17 protein-coding genes are annotated in these 16,224 nt (G+C 64.2%); 7 read left to right on the top strand and 10 right to left on the bottom strand.

Annotated elements, in window-relative coordinates:
• Positions 1-2: 2 nt before the first annotated feature.
• From VF673_RS06030 to VF673_RS06045, 4 genes are all read left to right on the top strand, one after another.
• A complete protein-coding gene (locus VF673_RS06030; protein ID WP_090539440.1) occupies positions 3-446 on the top strand; it encodes a F0F1 ATP synthase subunit epsilon in 444 nt (147 codons plus the stop codon).
• A 126-nt stretch (positions 447-572) separates the two neighbouring features.
• Positions 573-1,943, top strand: a complete 1,371-nt coding sequence (glmU, locus tag VF673_RS06035; RefSeq protein WP_440291262.1) for a bifunctional UDP-N-acetylglucosamine diphosphorylase/glucosamine-1-phosphate N-acetyltransferase GlmU — start codon at positions 573-575, stop codon at positions 1,941-1,943.
• A gap of 79 nt (positions 1,944-2,022) precedes the next feature.
• Complete coding sequence (gene cfaB, locus VF673_RS06040) at positions 2,023-3,207, top strand: C17 cyclopropane fatty acid synthase CfaB (protein WP_440291263.1); 1,185 nt, start codon at positions 2,023-2,025, stop codon at positions 3,205-3,207.
• Positions 3,208-3,271: 64 nt separating this feature from the next.
• Positions 3,272-3,733 (top strand): DUF192 domain-containing protein, encoded by a 462-nt coding sequence (locus tag VF673_RS06045; RefSeq protein ID WP_440291264.1) that lies wholly within the window; start codon positions 3,272-3,274, stop codon positions 3,731-3,733.
• Here the strand turns inward: VF673_RS06045 and VF673_RS06050 are convergent.
• The 10 genes from VF673_RS06050 to VF673_RS06095 all read right to left on the bottom strand — a co-directional run bounded on the left by VF673_RS06050 (position 3,725) and on the right by VF673_RS06095 (position 12,524).
• The gene (locus VF673_RS06050; protein ID WP_440291265.1) at positions 3,725-4,087 is read right to left on the bottom strand and encodes an NADH:ubiquinone oxidoreductase; all 363 of its coding nucleotides are present in this window, start codon (positions 4,085-4,087) and stop codon (positions 3,725-3,727) included. The two genes, VF673_RS06045 and VF673_RS06050, sit on opposite strands and share 9 nt — an antisense overlap.
• Before the next feature lie 83 nt (positions 4,088-4,170).
• Entirely contained in the window at positions 4,171-4,533 is a 363-nt protein-coding gene (locus VF673_RS06055; RefSeq protein WP_440291266.1) for a DUF3301 domain-containing protein, read from the bottom strand.
• Complete coding sequence (gene tsaA / locus VF673_RS06060; protein ID WP_090539431.1) at positions 4,523-5,221, bottom strand: tRNA (N6-threonylcarbamoyladenosine(37)-N6)-methyltransferase TrmO; 699 nt, start codon at positions 5,219-5,221, stop codon at positions 4,523-4,525. Before tsaA ends, VF673_RS06055 begins: the two co-directional genes overlap by 11 nt.
• Positions 5,221-6,150 (bottom strand): alpha/beta hydrolase, encoded by a 930-nt coding sequence (locus tag VF673_RS06065; protein WP_440291267.1) that lies wholly within the window; start codon positions 6,148-6,150, stop codon positions 5,221-5,223. Before VF673_RS06065 ends, tsaA begins: the two co-directional genes overlap by 1 nt.
• Before the next feature lie 90 nt (positions 6,151-6,240).
• Positions 6,241-6,771, bottom strand: a complete 531-nt coding sequence (locus tag VF673_RS06070) for a DUF3299 domain-containing protein (RefSeq protein ID WP_440291268.1) — start codon at positions 6,769-6,771, stop codon at positions 6,241-6,243.
• A gap of 27 nt (positions 6,772-6,798) precedes the next feature.
• Positions 6,799-7,878: a 5-(carboxyamino)imidazole ribonucleotide synthase gene (locus VF673_RS06075; protein WP_440291269.1), complete on the bottom strand. Its 1,080-nt coding sequence runs from the start codon at positions 7,876-7,878 to the stop codon at positions 6,799-6,801.
• A 10-nt stretch (positions 7,879-7,888) separates the two neighbouring features.
• Entirely contained in the window at positions 7,889-8,380 is a 492-nt protein-coding gene (purE, locus tag VF673_RS06080) for a 5-(carboxyamino)imidazole ribonucleotide mutase (RefSeq protein WP_090539421.1), read from the bottom strand.
• 135 nt (positions 8,381-8,515) lie between these two features.
• Positions 8,516-9,202, bottom strand: coding sequence for a carbonic anhydrase (locus tag VF673_RS06085; RefSeq protein WP_440291270.1), 687 nt, complete (start codon positions 9,200-9,202; stop codon positions 8,516-8,518).
• A 52-nt stretch (positions 9,203-9,254) separates the two neighbouring features.
• A complete protein-coding gene (gene oadA / locus VF673_RS06090) occupies positions 9,255-11,063 on the bottom strand; it encodes a sodium-extruding oxaloacetate decarboxylase subunit alpha (RefSeq protein ID WP_440291271.1) in 1,809 nt (602 codons plus the stop codon).
• Between the two features lie 45 nt (positions 11,064-11,108).
• Entirely contained in the window at positions 11,109-12,524 is a 1,416-nt protein-coding gene (locus tag VF673_RS06095) for an acetyl-CoA carboxylase biotin carboxylase subunit (RefSeq protein WP_440291272.1), read from the bottom strand.
• Positions 12,525-12,667: 143 nt separating this feature from the next.
• Between VF673_RS06095 and VF673_RS06100 the strand changes: the two genes are divergently transcribed.
• The 3 genes from VF673_RS06100 to VF673_RS06110 all read left to right on the top strand — a co-directional run bounded on the left by VF673_RS06100 (position 12,668) and on the right by VF673_RS06110 (position 16,184).
• On the top strand, positions 12,668-13,600 hold the full coding sequence (locus VF673_RS06100; protein ID WP_440291273.1) for a LysR family transcriptional regulator: 933 nt from the start codon (positions 12,668-12,670) through the stop codon (positions 13,598-13,600).
• A 92-nt stretch (positions 13,601-13,692) separates the two neighbouring features.
• Entirely contained in the window at positions 13,693-15,051 is a 1,359-nt protein-coding gene (locus tag VF673_RS06105; RefSeq protein WP_440291274.1) for a GntP family permease, read from the top strand.
• Positions 15,051-16,184, top strand: a complete 1,134-nt coding sequence (locus VF673_RS06110; protein ID WP_440291275.1) for a glycerate kinase — start codon at positions 15,051-15,053, stop codon at positions 16,182-16,184. Before VF673_RS06105 ends, VF673_RS06110 begins: the two co-directional genes overlap by 1 nt.
• Positions 16,185-16,224: the final 40 nt, after the last annotated feature.

Raw genomic sequence — 16,224 nt, forward strand, 5'->3', positions numbered from 1 at the left:
GAATGGCTATGACAGTGCATTGCGATATCGTAAGCGCGGAAGAAGAGCTGTTTTCCGGCCTGGTCGAGATGGTCGTGGCACACGGCAACATGGGTGATCTGGGTATCCTGCCCGGTCACACCCCGCTGCTGACCGATCTCAAGCCGGGCCCGGTTCGGGTGATCAAGCAGGACAAGTCCGAAGAGGTGTTCTACATCTCCGGTGGCTTCCTGGAAGTTCAGCCGAGCATGGTCAAGGTGCTTGCCGACACGGCTATCCGTGCCGGTGACATCGACGAAGCAGCTGCAGAAGAAGCGAAGAAGGCCGCGGAAAAGGCCCTCAACGAGAAGGGTTCCGAGTTCGACTACGGTTCCGCCTCCGCTCGTCTTGCCGAGGCTGCAGCCCAGCTGCGGACAGTGCAGGAACTGCGCAAGAAGTACGGTGGTCCGGCGATCAACAACCGGTAAACCGCAGAAAAGGCAGCTCCGGCTGCCTTTTTTGTTTGCACTTCTACCCTCCCCCAAGCCAGGCTTGCAGCCCCGGCTGGTGAACTTCTATCATCCCCCTCCACGATAATTTCCAGGATCCCGTTCATGAATCTGCACGTTGTCATTCTCGCCGCCGGTCAGGGCACCCGCATGCGTTCGGCACTCCCCAAGGTACTGCACCCGGTGGCAGGCAAGCCGATGCTCGAGCATGTGATCGACAGTGCGCGGGCGCTGGCTCCGGCGGGCATCCATGTGGTCATCGGCCATGGTGCGGAGAAGGTGCGGGAGACGCTGGACGCGGCGGATCTGAACTGGGTACTGCAGAGCGAGCAGCTGGGCACCGGCCATGCGGTGGCCCAGGCCCTGCCGCACGTCAATGGCGCCGATCAGGTGCTGGTGCTCTATGGTGATGTGCCGCTGCTGACGGTGGAGACCCTCAAGTCGCTGATCGAGCAGACTCCGGTGGACAGCCTCGGCATGCTCACCGTGCTGCTGGGCGATCCCACCGGCTACGGGCGCATCCTGCGCAACGCCGAGGGGCAGGTGCAGGCCATCGTTGAACAGAAGGATGCCAGTGCGGAACAGCTGCTGATCCGCGAGGGCAATACCGGCATCATGCTGCTGCCGGGCAGCCGCATACAGGCCTGGCTGACCGGGCTGTCGAACAACAACGCCCAGGGCGAGTACTACCTCACCGATGTGGTCGAGCTGGCGGTCAGCCAGGCGGTAGAGGTCAGCGTGGTGCAGGCCAGCGATGAGCTGGAGGTCATGGGTGCCAACAACCGCCAGCAGCTGTCGGTGCTCGAGCGTGCCTGGCAGGCCCGTGAAGCCGAACGACTGATGGTCCAGGGCGCCTCCCTGGCGGATCCGGCGCGACTGGACGTACGCGGTGAAGTCAGCATAGGCCGTGATATCCGCATCGACGTCAACGTGGTGCTCGAAGGCCGGGTGGTGATCGAGGACGACGTCACCATTGAAGCCCACTGCGTGATCCGCGATTCGGTGATCAAGGCCGGCAGCGTGATCAAGGCCTTCAGTCACCTGGATGGCGCCGAGGTCGGCGAGAACTGTGATGTCGGGCCCTACGCCCGGCTGCGCCCCGGTACCGTACTGCAGCGCAAGGCCAAGGTCGGCAACTTCGTCGAGACCAAGAAGACGGTGGTCGGTGCCGGTTCCAAGATCAATCACCTGTCCTATGTCGGCGATGCCGAGGTCGGTGAGGACGCCAATATCGGTGCCGGCACCATTACCTGCAACTACGACGGGGTGAACAAGTTCGTCACCCGGATCGGTGACGGTGCCTTCATCGGCTCCAATACCGCGCTGGTGGCACCCGTCTCGGTGGGCCGCATGGCAACCACCGCCGCCGGTTCGACCATCACTCAGGATGTGCCCGAGGCCACTCTCGGCGTCGGTCGCGCCCGTCAGCGCAATGTGGAAGGCTGGAAGCGCCCGGTCAAGCAGCCGAAGGACTGAACCGCCGGCGGCGGCAGACTCCACCCATCTGTCCTATAGTGATCTGAGTCTTTCATCACTGGATACAGGAGATGGGTGGATGTTCGCGCAATTTTCCGAAACCCTGGCTGGACTGCAGCTGCCTCTGCGGGTGGTGGTGAAGGGGGGACCGACTCTCGATCTCACCGAGGATCCCCGGGTTACCCTGCTCATCAATGATCCGAACCTGCTCGGTGACATGCAGGCCCCTACCCTCGACAAGTTGGGCGACGCCTACGTCAGCCAGCGCATGGATATCCAGGGCAACATCATGGATGTCATCGAGGTGGCGGATCGGCTGAGCAAGGGGCTGCTCGGCGAGCTGGCCAGTCCGCCGGTGGAACGCACCGAGCATGATCGGCAGATGGATGCCGAAGCCATTTCCTATCACTACGACCTGTCCAACGACTTCTACGCCCTGTGGCTGGATCCGCAGATGGTGTATTCCTGTGGCTACTTCCGCAATCCCGAGGACAGTCTGGCCACTGCCCAGACCCAGAAACTCGATCACCTGTGCCGCAAGCTGCGGCTCAAACCCGGCGAGCGATTGCTCGATGTGGGCTGCGGCTGGGGGGGACTGGCGCGCCACGCGGCCCGTTTCTATGACGTCGAGGTCCATGGCATTACCCTGAGCAAGGCGCAGCTCGAGCTCGCCAACCGACGCACGGCGGAGGCCGGACTGGAGGACAGGGTCCGACTGGAGCTGCTGGACTACCGCGATCTGCCGGGACGGGAGAATTTCGACAAGATCGTCAGTGTCGGTATGTTCGAGCATGTCGGGCACCGTAATCTGGCCCGCTATTTCGCCATCCTGCACGAGCAGGTCAAACCCGGCGGACTGGTGATGAACCATGGCATCACCGCCAAGCATGTGGATGGACGCCAGGTCGGGCAGGGGGCTGGCAAGTTCATCGGGCGCTACGTGTTCCCCCACGGGGAGCTGCCGCACCTGTCCATGGCGATTGCCAGCATGAGCGAGCAGGGCCTGGAGGTGCTGGACGTGGAGGGGCTGCGGCTGCACTATGCCAGGACCCTGGAGCACTGGAGCCGCAATCTCGAGCAGCGGCTGGAGGAGGCGGCCGAGCTGGTGTCGGACAAGGCACTGCGGATATGGCGCATCTATCTGGCCGGATGCGCCTACGGGTTCCGCCGCAACTGGATGAACATTCACCAGATACTGGCGGTCAAACCCCACGCCGACGGCAGCCATCATGTGCCCTGGACCCGGGATGACATCTACCGGTGAGCCGCCCTGGCGGATGCAAGCCATATGATATTCTTCGTCACCGGCACATGCTCAAGGAGAAGGCGTGACTCTACTGCGACGGTTTATTTCCGGGTTGTTCTGCTGTCTGACCGCCCTGCCACTGGCAGCGCAGGAGCTGATCCAGGCCCGGATCGGGGACGAGCTGTTCCGGCTGGAACTGGCCGCTGACCCGGACAGCCGGCGCCAGGGGCTCATGGGGCGCGAGGCGCTGCCTGGCGGAAGCGGCATGCTGTTCGACTTTCCTCCCGGTGCCACCCCTGCGATCTGGATGCGCAACATGCGCATCTCCCTGGATCTGCTGTTTGTCGACGGGCAGGCCGCCATCCAGCGGATCTTCCACTCGGTGCCCCCCTGCGAGGATCTGCCCTGCGAGATCTACCAGGAGCAACACCCCCTGCGCTTCGTCATCGAACTGCCCGCCGGGACAGCGGATCGACTGGGTCTGCAGGTGGGGGATGTGCTGGACCTGGGCGGGCGCGAGCGCACGCCGGCCCCCTCATTCTGAATCGGGCGTGCGCCACTGGCCGTCATTGAACTGCTCGCACCAGGTCTGCAGCAGGGGCCGGTCGTCCGGCTCGCTGTAGTAGTGGATCGATTGCCGGTAGGCCACGCCCTCGCTGCGGGCACTGTCGCAGATACCGTAGGCGCCCTCGGGGCAGCGCTCGACGAAACTTACTTCGAAGCTGCGGTCCGGAATCTGCGGCTGGCAGAAGCTGTCACGGAACAGATTGGCGGGAATGCTGATGTTCTGCTGGCACATGCGCACCGGCAGCTGGTCATCACTGGACTCGATCAGGCAGGCTTCGGCGAGCACGTCCATGTTCAGGCAGGCAAGCAGCAGGAGGGAGGCGAGACGCATGATTCATGTTCCGACAGGGGTTGACCTACCTTAATGCCCGTCTGAGGCCGAGGCAAGGTGTTCCACGTGAAACGAAGCGGTGTTCACCCGAGCCGCGGGGGAAACGCCGTCTCGTCATCCTTGCCCCCGGGAAAGGGGTGGGGAGCCAGCTCGACGCGGAACAGATGCCGACCCTGCATCTCGACAAAGCCGGCGTAGCGACGCTCGCCGGTGACGGTGAATTCGAAGGCATAGCGTCGCCGCAGGCCCGGCCGGCCCCAGCGGCCCCGGGCAGGGCGCAGACGGGTCAGGGCCACGCTCTCATCCAGCAGCTGCACGCCGGCCTGCCGGCAGTGGTGTCGGGCGATCGACAGTGCCTGATCATGCAACCCCATGCCGCGCCAGATCCAGGCCCCGATGGCCGCGACCAGCAGCATCAGGGCGACATGTCCCAGATCAATCACCATGACGGGTCACCGACAGTACGTGGATGCGGTCCGGCTCCGGATAGTGCCAGCGCACGTCGATGTCCCAGAACCGGGCGGCATATTCGCGACTGGCATCCGGTTGCTGGTAGGCCGGTTTGGGGTCCTGCGCCAGGCACTGATCGATCAGCTCCAATACCGGTTGCTGCAGGCGCCCGGCATGCATGCGTGCCTGGTCCAGGGCCGCACTGGACCAGCTGACCGGCAGTAATACAGGTGGGGCCGGGGCGAGGTCGTTGGTCGCCTCGCAGACGCTGTCTGCATAGGGGACATAGGGCTTGATATCCAGCAGCGGTGTGCCGTCGAGCAGGTCGATACCCGATACATGCAGGCGTCCGGCTTCTATTCCGTCCAGGCGCACCACCGACTGGCCCAGGGGATTGGGTCGGTGAGTGGCGCGGCTGGCAAAGACGCCGATGCGCTGGTTACCGCCCAGACGCGGTGGCCGCACCCGGATGTGCTCCGGGCCACTGGCGGCGGCATGGAACACGAACAGCAGCCAGAGATGGCTTACCTGTTCCAGCCCGGCGATGGCCTCCGGGCGGTCATAGGGGGGAAACAGCTCCAGCACGCCGGTGGCGGCCGGTGCCAGCCGGGGCTGGCGGGGAATGGCGAACTTCTCGGCAAAACAGGAACGGACAACGCCAATGGGTTCGAAGCTGTAGGACATCAAGGGTTCCGTAACGGCGGTATCGACTCGGGATTATCCAGCAGGACGAAATGGCTGCCCTCGGGCACTTCGACTATCTGCAGGTTCTCGGCCTGGTGGGCGCTGTCGAGCATGGCGGCGCTGTTCAGCACCCTGTCCCGGCCGGGCACCAGTATGGCACCCCGTTGCACGTGACGATAGATCTCCGTACTGGTGCTGTCCATCCACCCCAGCAGATCCCGGACATTGGTCAGCAGCAGGGCGCTGCTGCGCGGGTTGAACGGCATGGCCCGGATCAGTTCGCGCTTGTCCGGGTCGTCCAGCGGGCCCCAGATGGGTTGCTCGAGCAGCATGTCCGGGCGTCGCTGCCACAGCAGGTGCAGGGAGGGCAGCAACAGGCGACTGATCACAGAGGACGGCCTATAGGGCTGCCCCTGGGGCAGTACCGGGGCCTCGAGAATGACCTCCACCTGACTGAAGAGATCCGGTCGTTCACTGGCGGCCTGGAGGATCACCGCGCCGCCACGGGAATGCCCGTGGACCCGGATGTTTCGGGTGCCGGGCAGATGTTCCAGGGCCAGGTTGAGCAGCTGGGCATCGGCGGCGATGGTACCCGGGGTACCGGTGGGCGGCAGATCCCAGGGAGCCTCCGGACGGTCGGGGGAGGTCACGGGCAACTGATAGCCGGTGGCCCCGATCATGATCAGTTCCAGCTCGGGATCATCATAGTAGCGGGTGAAGTACAGCGGATTTTCCAGGAGGCCATGCATGACGATGACGGTTGCCCGCGGCTCGGAAACCCGGCGATGCAGGATCCAGCCTTCGCCGACCGGATAGATGTCCACAGCCATGGTTATCTGCGGCGGAGAGGGCACCGGGCGTACCTGCAGCCAGTATTGGCCGATACCCAGGCCCAAGAGCACCAGTCCCAATCCGAAATAGCCCGCCATCATGCCTCCCTTGCATGAATGAATATGGCAACGAGCTTACCGGAATCCCCGAAACACAGCGCTCACCCGTGTGGGCGAGCGCTATTGGCATCACTCGCCCTGGAAGGGACGTACCTCGTCGGCACGCAGGCGGTAGCTTGCGTCGGCGAGGACATTGCTGGTCTGTTCCACCCTCAATTGCCCGGTCAGCCAGAGGGGTTCGTAGATGTCCTCGATGGCGAAGCCGGCGGGGTAATCCACCAGGATGATCTGGTTCGGTGGTGGTGGCGGAACATGGATGCAGGCGCCCGGCCAGGGCACCAGGAAGAAGCTGGTATAGCGGCCCTGGGCATCGGTATCCAGGGGTACCGGATAACCGCCGATCTGGATGGCCCGGTCGTGCATGGCCTCGACCACGCGGGTAGAGTACATCACCTCGGGCAGGTCCCGGTCCTGATTGCGCAGATTGCTGGTGAAGTCCCCCGGTGCCTCCTCGCCCCAGTCGTGGCCGATCTCGGGCATGTCGAGCATGGCCTGGTAGTCTTCCTCGGGCAGCAGGTCCAACCAGTCCACCACCTGGGCGGCGACGGCCGGCAGGGCCAGCCCGAAACTCAGGAGCAGAACGGACAGCAGGCGCAGCATGGTCGTCTCCCGAGTCATCGGCTGGCCTCAGTCGGTCAGTGCCTGGACTTCGGCGATCCGGCTCTGCAGGTCGGCACTGTCGGCGCAGCGCACGGTGGCGTGACCGACCTTGCGTCCGGGCTTGAAGGCCTTGCCGTAGTGATGGGGGTGGCAGTCGGCGATGGCGGCCAGCTTGCTGATGGCCGGCACCTCGCCGATGAAGTTGATCATGGCGCTCTGGCCGACCTTGGCGGTGGAGCCCAGCGGCAGCCCGGCAATGGCGCGCAGGTGGTTCTCGAACTGGCTGCACTCGGCCCCTTCGATGGTCCAGTGACCGGAGTTGTGCACCCGCGGCGCTATCTCGTTGGCCTTCAGGCCGCCATCGATCTCGAAGAACTCGAAGGCCAGCACGCCGACGTAGTTGAGCTTGTCCAGCACCCGCAGGGCGTAGTTCTCGGCCTGGGCCTGCAACGGATGCGCGTTGCTGGCCACCGACAGGCGCAGGATGCCGTCCTTGTGGGTGTTGTGCACCAGCGGATAGAAACGGGTATCGCCGTCGCGACCGCGTACCGCGATCAGTGAAACCTCCCCGGTGAAGGGGACGAAGCCCTCTAGAATGCAGGGTACGCAACCCAGCTCGACAAAGGCGTCGGCCACATCCTGGGGTTGGCGCAGGACCTTCTGCCCCTTGCCGTCATAACCCATGGTGCGGGTCTTGAGCACAGCCGGCAGGCCGATCAGCTGCACCGCGGACTCCAGCTCGACCTGGGACAGCACATCGGCGAAGGCCGGGGTGGGGATATCCAGCTCCTGGAACATGGATTTCTCGAACCAGCGATCCCGGGCGATGCGCAGGGACTCGGCGTTGGGATAGACGGGAACGTACTGGGCGAGAAAATCCACGGTCTCGGCGGGCACGTTCTCGAATTCGAAGGTCACCACATCGACATCCTCGGCCAGGCGCCGGAGTTGTTCGCGGTCGTCATAACCGGCGCACAGATGCTCGCCCAGAGCGGCGGCGCAGGCGTCAGTTGCCGGATCCAGAAAGACGAAATCCTGGCCCAGCGGGGTGCCGGCCAGAGCCAGCATGCGTCCGAGTTGGCCTGCGCCTATGATGCCGATCTTCATGATGATCTCCTCAAGCCTGACGGGGGTCCGGGTTATCCAATACGGTATCGGTCTGGGTGGCGCGAAACTCCTTCAGCGCCTGATGGAACTGCGGATGGCGGGCGCCGAGGATGCTGGCGGCCAGCAGCGCGGCATTCACCGCACCGGCCTTGCCGATGGCCAGGGTAGCGACGGGAACCCCGGCGGGCATCTGCACTATCGACAGCAGCGAGTCGACGCCGGAGAGCATCGAGGACTGCACCGGCACGCCGAGCACCGGCAGGTGGGTCTTGGCCGCGCACATGCCCGGCAGGTGCGCAGCACCACCGGCGCCGGCAATGATCACCTCGATACCACGGTCGGCTGCCGAGGCGGCATAGTCGAACAGCAGATCGGGGGTGCGGTGGGCGGAGACTACCTTCACCTCATGGGGAATGCCCAGCTGTTCCAGCATGTCAGCCGTATGGCTCATGGTGGACCAATCGGACTTCGAGCCCATGATCACGCCAACCAGTGCGGTCATTTTCGTGCCTCTTGATGACTGAAAATAAAGAGCCACGCGGCAGGGCGTGGCTCGAAGTGAAATGCAGGCCAATGGCCGGAAACCGGCAATTATAACGCAAACCGCCGGCTGAACCAGCCTGCAGCCGATGGACTGTCAATAACGGGGCTTCGGGCTGGCCATCGGCAGGGGGCCGTCTCCGATGCGGCGGAACTCCCCGGTTTCCATGTCGTAGGCGCGGATCTGGCTGGTCTCGATATCGTAGACCCAGCCGTGGATGAACAGCTCGCCCCGGGCCAGGCGTGATGCTACCGACGGGTGGGTGGCCAGGTGACCGAGCTGGGCGACGACGTTCTCCTCGGTCAGCACGCCGAGGGTGTCGCCATGCTTGTCGCAGCAGTTCTCCTGCACCACTATCTTGGCCACTTCCGAGTGCTGCAGCCAGGCCCGCACTGTCGGCATGCCGCGCAATTGCTCGGGGTTGAGCACCGCCTTCATTGCGCCGCAGTCGGAGTGCCCGCAGATGATGATGTGCTTGACCCCCAGCGCCACCACCGCGTATTCGATGGCGGTGGAGACGCCGCCGAGCATCTGGCCATAGGGCGGTACCACGTTACCCACGTTGCGGGTAACGAACAGGTCGCCCGGCGAGCTCTGGGTGATGAGTTCCGGTACCACGCGGGAGTCGGCACAGGTAATGAACATGGCCTTGGGGGTCTGCTCGAAGGCCAGCTTGTGGAACAGTTCCTGCTGATCGGGATAGACCACCTCGTGGAAGTGCATGTAGCCATCAACGATCTGGGAGATGGCGTCGTCGGCGCCCTTCAGTTTTCTGTATGGCATGTGCTCGCTCTCTGTCTGCGGTTGGCGGGGAGCCGGGCTCCCCGCAATAGGCTCAGGCCTCGATCTCGATCAGGATTTCACCCGGGTTGACGCGATCGCCCTTGGCCACATGCACGGCCTTGACGGTACCATCGATGGCAGCCTGGATCTCGCTTTCCATCTTCATCGCCTCACTTACCAGCACGGCCTGACCGGCCTTGACCTTGTCGCCCTCGGCGACCAGCACATCTACGATGTTCCCGGGCATGCTGGTAGTCACATGTCCCGGCTTGCTGGCGCGCTCGCGGGCCTTGCCGGCACCACCGACAAACTGGTTGAGCTCGGTCAGGGCCACTTCCTCCGGCATGCCGTCGATGCTCAGGTAGAAGTGCCGGGTGCCGTCGCCCTTGACGCCGACCCCGGTGATATCGATGCGGTAGCTCTCGCCATGCACATCGATCATGAACTCGGTGGCCACGCCTTCGGCCTTGGCCGGGCGCTCGTCGCCGGTGGGGATCGGCAGCAGCACTTCCGGTTGCAGGGTGCCGGCGGCACGCTCCTCAAGGAACTTGCGGCCGATATCCGGGAACATGGCGTAGGTCAGCACATCCTCCTCGCTTTTCGCCAGGTTGCCGATCTCGCTGCGCAGGCGTTCCATCTCCGGCTTGAGCAGATCCGCCGGGCGCACGTCGATCACTTCCTCATCACCGATGGCGCGGACCTGTACCTCCGGGTTGATGGTGCCCGGCGCCTGGCCGTACCGGCCCTGAAGGTAGAGTTTGACCTCGTTGGTAATGGTCTTGTAACGCTCGCCGGCCAGCACATTGAATACGGCCTGGGTACCGACGATCTGCGAGGTCGGGGTGACCAGCGGCGGGTAGCCGAGGTCGGCGCGTACCCGCGGGATCTCGTCGAACACCTCGTTGATGCGGTTCAGTGCACCCTGCTCCTTCAGCTGGTTGGCCAGGTTGGACATCATCCCGCCCGGTACCTGGTTGATCTGCACCCGGGTATCCACGCCGGTGAAGGGGCTCTCGAACTGGTGATACTTCTTGCGCACTTCCATGAAGTACATGCTGATTTCCTGAATCAGCTCCAGGTCCAGGCCGGTGTCGTAGGGTGTGCCCTTGAGCGCGGCGACCATGGATTCGGTGCCGGGGTGGCTGGTGCCCCAGGCCATGGAACCGATGGCGGTGTCGATGTTGTCGGCGCCGCATTCGATGGCCTTGAGCTGGCACATGGCGGCCAGACCGGCGGTGTCATGGGAGTGGATGAATACCGGCAGGCTGGTGGCGGCCTTGAGCGCAGCGACCAGTTCGCCGGTGGCGAAGGGGGTGAGCAGGCCGGCCATGTCCTTGATGGCCAGCGAGTCGACGCCCATGGCTTCCAGGGCCTTGGCCTGCTCGACGAACAGCTCCACAGTGTGCACCGGGCTGGTGGTATAGCAGATGGTGCCCTGGGCATGCTTGCCGGCCGCCTTGACCGCCGCGATGGCGGTGTGCAGATTGCGTACGTCGTTCATCGCGTCGAAGATGCGGAACACGTCGATGCCGTTGACCGCCGCCTTGGCGACGAAGGCGCGCACCACGTCATCACTGTAATGGCGGTAGCCGAGCAGGTTCTGGCCGCGCAGCAGCATCTGCAGGCGGGTATTGGGCAGCGCGGCGCGCAGTTGGCGCAGACGCTCCCAGGGATCCTCCTTGAGGAAGCGAACGCAGGCGTCAAAGGTGGCGCCACCCCAGACTTCCAGTGACCAGTAGCCGACCTGGTCCAGCTTGGGGCAGATCGGCAGCATGTCTTCGGTGCGCATGCGGGTCGCCAGCAGGGACTGGTGGGCGTCGCGCAGGATGGTATCGGTTACGTTGATGCGTTTCTTGCTCATGGTGCATTCCTCATCAGCGGCAAGCGTCGGGCTCGCGGCTCGAAATCAAAGACCGGCGTAGGCGGCGATGGCGCCGGCAATGGCCAGGGCCAGCGCTTCGGGTTTGTTCTTGACCGAATAGTCGATCAGATCGGGGTGGGTATCGACAAAGCTGGTGTCGAACACGCCACTGCGGAAATCCGGATTCTTGAGGATTTCCTGGTAATACAGCTCGGTGGTCTTGACCCCGTGCAGATGCATGTCGTCCAGCGCGCGGTAACCGCGGTCCAGCGCGTCTTCCCAGTTGTTCGCCCAGACGATCAGCTTCAGGCACATGGAGTCGTAGTAGGGCGGAATGGTGTAGCCGGTATAGATCGCCGTATCCACCCGCACACCCGGGCCGCCGGGGGCGTAGTACCGGGTGATCTTGCCGAAGGACGGCAGAAAGTCGTTCTTCGGGTCCTCGGCGTTGATGCGGAACTGGATTGCATAGCCGCGATGCTCGATATCCTCCTGCTTCATCGACAGCGGCAGGCCCGAGGCGATGCGGATCTGCTCGCGCACGATATCGATGCCGGTGATTTGCTCGGTGATGGTGTGCTCCACCTGCACCCGGGTGTTCATCTCCATGAAGTAGACTTCATTGTCGGCCAGCAGGAACTCGACGGTGCCGGCGTTCTCATAGCCCACCGCCTGTGCTGCGCGCACCGCCAGATCGCCGATGTAGGCGCGCTGTTCAGGGGTCAGCTGCGGGCTGGGAGCGATCTCGATCAACTTCTGGTTGCGCCGCTGGATCGAGCAGTCGCGCTCGAACAGGTGCACGGTGTTGCCGAAGCTGTCGGCCAGGATCTGCGCTTCGATGTGCTTGGGGTTGACGATGCACTTTTCCAGGAACACATCGGCGCTGCCGAAGGCCTTGGTCGCCTCGGAAATCACCCGTGGCCAGGCCTGTTGCAGCTCTTCGCGGTTGTTGCAGCGGCGGATACCGCGGCCGCCACCACCGGAGGTGGCCTTGAGCATCACCGGGTAACCGACCCGATCGGCTTCCTCCAGGGCAGCTTCCAGACTGTCCAGATTGCCCGCGGAGCCAGGGGTCACCGGTACCCCCGCTGCGATCATCGCCCGGCGTGCTTCGGTCTTGTCGCCCATGCGTGCGATCACATCCGCCGAAGGGCCGATGAAGCGGATACCCCGCTCGGCACAGATGCGCGCCAGCTCGGGGTTCTCCGACAGGAAGCCATAGCCCGGATGGAGAGCGTCACAGCCGGTCTCTACCGCCAGGTTGACCAGCTGACGGGCGTTCAGATAGCCGGCCAGCGGGTCGCTGCCGACGTTATAGGATTCATCCGCCCTTTTGACGTGCAGGGCATATCGGTCGGCGTCGGAATAGATGGCCACCGAACGAATACCCATTTCCGCGCAGGCGCGGACAATGCGTACGGCAATCTCGCCACGGTTGGCGATCAGGATTTTCTTGATCACGTCCCTTTCCTCTGTTGGTGATCGGGGGTGATTCAACAGTAGGCCGGAACCGCAAGACTGAAAAATGAATAATTATTGGATTTGGCATAAGTATTAACTAATACTAAACGCATCTTTCATCAATGTGAGGGCAACTGACCTGCATGCGCAAGGAACTGCAACGAATTACCCTGCGCCAGCTGCAGGTTTTCCGTACTCTGTGCGGTAACCTGTCGTACAGCCGGACGGCAGAGACAATGGCGCTGACCCAGCCGGCGGTCAGTCTGCAGATGCGCCAGCTGGAAGAGCTGGTGGGCCAGCCGCTGTTCGAGTATGTCGGGCGCAGGCTGTACCTGACCGAGGCGGCCAACCTGCTGCTGGCGGCCAGCACCGAGATCTTCGACCGGCTGGATATCCTCGATATGCAGCTCGAGGCCCTGCAGGGCACCCTGCACGGTGAGCTGCGCCTGGCGGTGGCCAGCAGCATCCAGTATCTGACCCCGCATCTGCTTGCGGCCTTTCGCCAGCGCCATCCCCAGGTGAGCTTCCGGCTGGAGGTCAGTACCCGCGCCGAGGTCATTCGCCGTCTGCGTGACAATCGCGATGATCTGGTACTGATGGAAATGGTGCCGGCGGACCGGGCGCTGGACTTCTTTCCCTTCCTCAACAATCCGGTGATTGCCGTGGCCGCACCGGATCATCCGCTGGTCGGGCGCCGGCAACTGAAACTGGCCGAGCTGGAGTCGCAGACGGTGCTGCTGCGTGAAGTGGGCTCGGGGGTACGCAAGGCCTGTGACGAGTTCTTCCAGCAGAAGCGCGTGCATCTGCAGCAGGTCATGGAGATGGGCTCGGGCGAGACGGTGGTGCAGGCAGCCATCGCCGGGCTGGGTATCGGGCTGGTGGCGGCGCACAGCGCCTCGGCCTGGCTGCGCACCGGCCAGCTGGTTCAGCTGGATTTCGTTGATCTGCCGCTGTTCCGCAGCTGGTGTGCGGTGCATGCTCGGGGTAAGCGCCTGAGTCCGGTGGCAGAGGCCTTCCTCGCCTTCCTGCGCGAGGAGCGGGCGCTGATCAAGCAACTGGCAGCGCCCTTCGGTTAGGGAGTTTTCCGCGATAGCCGCAGCTGTGCTTGAATAAAGGCAGACTTCCAGCACCGCTGGGTCCTGCAACCATTCATACAGGAAACACCATAATGGCTCTGGTTCTGATTCTGGCCGCCCTGATCGTCTTCATCGTGCTGGTAACGACGAAGCTCAAACTGCATCCGTTCCTGGCCCTGCTCGGTGCAGCCCTGCTGGCCGGGCTCGCCTATCAGCTGCCGCTGCTGGAGATTGGTGGACACATTACCCGGGGGTTTGGCGGCATCCTCGGCGGCATCGGAATTGTCATCGCCCTGGGTACCATCATCGGAGTGATACTGGAGCGCAGCGGCGCAGCTATCACCATGGCCGAGAGCGTCATCCGTCTGCTGGGTGAGCGCTTTCCTACCCTGACCATCTCCATCATCGGTTATCTGGTGTCCATTCCGGTGTTCTGCGATTCCGGCTATGTCATCCTCAATTCGCTGAAGAATGCCCTGGCGGCCCGCATGAAGGTCTCGGTGGTGGCCATGAGTGTGGCGCTGGCGACCGGCCTGTACGCAACCCACACCTTTGTCCCACCCACCCCGGGGCCGATCGCGGCGGCCGGGAACCTGGGGCTGGGATCAAGCCTGGGGCTGGTGATCCTGGTGGGACTGCCGCTGGCCTTCGTCACCGCCATGGCCGGCATGCTCTGGGCCAATCGCTTCATCGACAGGGACATCGAGCTGGAGCAGGACGGTGCTCCCCTGATCGACAGCGACGATTATCAGGCCATGCGCGACAGCTATGGCGAGCTGCCCAGCCCCCTGCGCGCCTTCGCCCCCATCTTCGTGCCCATCCTGCTGATCTGCCTGGGTACCATTGCCGCGCTGCCCGGCAGGCCGCTGGGCGAGGGCGCCCTGTATTCGGTCATCGCTTTCCTCGGCCAGCCGATCTTTGCCCTTGCTGTGGGGCTGGCGCTGGCCTGTACGCTGCTCAAGTCCGATGACAAGCGTCAGGAGTTCCATCAGCGGGTTGCCGAGGGCATCGTCGCCTCGGCGCCCATACTGCTGATCACCGGGGCCGGGGGTGCCTTCGGCGCGGTGCTGACCGCGACCCCGCTGGGAGACTATCTCGGCCAGACCCTGTCCGCGCTGGGCATAGGTCTGTTCATGCCCTTTGTCGTTGCCGCCGCGCTGAAGACCGCCCAGGGGTCCACCACCGTCGCTCTGGTGACCACCTCGGCGCTGGTCGCGCCCATGCTCGGTCAGCTCGGTCTGGACAGCGAGATGGGCCGGGTACTCACCGTCATGGCCATCGGTGCCGGTGGCATGACGGTATCCCATGCCAATGACAGTTTCTTCTGGGTGGTCACCCAGTTCAGTCGGATGAAGGTGGCGACCGCCTATCAGGCGCAGACCATGGCGACCCTGATCCAGGGTGTGGTGGGTATCATCTGCGTGTGGCTGCTCAGTCTGGTGCTGCTGTGATGAAACTGGTCATTGCCCCGGATTCGTTCAAGGAAAGTCTGCCCGCCGAAGCGGTGGCGGCGGCCATAGCCACGGGCTGGCGGCGGGTCTTCCCCGATGCCCTGCTGCATCTGTGTCCCATGGCCGATGGGGGTGAGGGGACAGTCGATGCCCTGCTCGCTGCTACCGGGGGCGAGCGCCGGGAACAACGGGTATGCGGTCCCCTGGATGAGCCGGTACTGGCGCACTGGGGCTGGCTGGGCAACGGCCAGGCAGTGATCGAGATGGCCGCAGCCAGCGGCCTGCACTGGGTCGCCCCGCCGCAGCGCAATCCCCTGATGACCACCACCTTCGGCACCGGCGAGCTGGTACTGGCGGCGCTGGATGCCGGTGCCCGGCGGATCATCCTGGGGATCGGCGGCAGTGCCACCAACGACGGCGGAGCGGGGCTGCTGGAGGCGCTGGGGGCACGGCTGCTGGACGCCCGGGGGCGTCCCCTGGAACGCGGCGGCGCTGCCCTGCAGCAGCTGACCCGGATCGATCTCCAGGGGCTGGATCCCCGACTGGCCGGGGTCGAGATTCTGGTCGCCGCGGACGTGGACAATCCCCTGTGCGGTCCCCGCGGCGCCTCCCATGTATTCGGCCCGCAGAAGGGCGCAACTCCGGACCAGGTCGCCGAGCTGGACCGGGCGCTGGCGCATTATGCCGATATCATGGCGCAGACGCTGGGGCGCGATGAGCGCGACGTTCCCGGCGTCGGTGCTGCCGGAGGTCTGGGGTTTGCCTTGCGTACCGTCCTGCGTGCGGCCTTCCGCCCCGGTATCGAGTTGGTGGCGGAGCTGTCCGGGCTGGAGCAGGCGGTACGGGGTGCGGATCTGGTGATTACCGGGGAAGGGCGGCTGGACGGCCAGAGCCTGCATGGCAAGACCCCGGTGGGCGTCGCGCGAATCGCCGCCGCGGCCGGCGTCCCGGTCATTGCCCTGGCGGGCAGCCTGGGCGAGGGCTATCAGCAGCTGTATGACGCTGGTATCCAGGCGGCCTTCAGTCTGGCACCCGGCCCCCTCAGCCTGCAGCAGGCGATGAGCAATGCGGAGCAGCTGCTCAGTGCCCGATCCGAGGACATTGCCCGTCTGTGGCGGTTGGCCTCCAATTGAAACTTCACGCGCCCTCGCCGTATAAAAGCCGCATTCAGAT

It is taken from the genome of Halopseudomonas sp. Lyrl_26 (genome assembly GCF_051948695.1).
GTDB classification, from domain to species: Bacteria; Pseudomonadota; Gammaproteobacteria; order Pseudomonadales; family Pseudomonadaceae; genus Halopseudomonas; species Halopseudomonas formosensis.